At 64.9% G+C, this 262-nt stretch carries 1 protein-coding gene; it reads left to right on the top strand.

The features are described from left to right. Positions 1–262, top strand: a 262-nt coding sequence (locus MN204_RS20890; RefSeq protein ID WP_249872967.1) for a hypothetical protein, incomplete at both ends; no start/stop codon positions are given.

Here is a 262-nt window from a genome sequence, read left to right as displayed (position 1 = left end):
AGGCGGTCGACGTGCTGACCGATCTGTTCGGCAAAGCGCCCACCGGCTGGTACACCGGCCGCGACAGCCCCAACACGCGGCGGCTGGTGGTGGAGCAGGGCGGCTTTAGCTACGACAGCGACTACTACGGCGACGATCTGCCGTTCTGGATGCAGGTCACCTGTCAGGACGGCACCGTGAAGCCGCATCTGGTGATCCCCTACACGCTGGAGTGCAACGATATGCGCTTCGCCACGCCGCAGGGCTTCAATACCGCCGAGCA

Source organism: Oceanobacillus saliphilus, assembly GCF_023522835.1.
Taxonomy (GTDB): Bacteria; Bacillota; Bacilli; order Bacillales; family Amphibacillaceae; genus Oceanobacillus; species Oceanobacillus saliphilus.
Note: the sequence above shows the minus strand (reverse complement) of the source record. Positions and strands in the feature narration are given on the sequence as shown.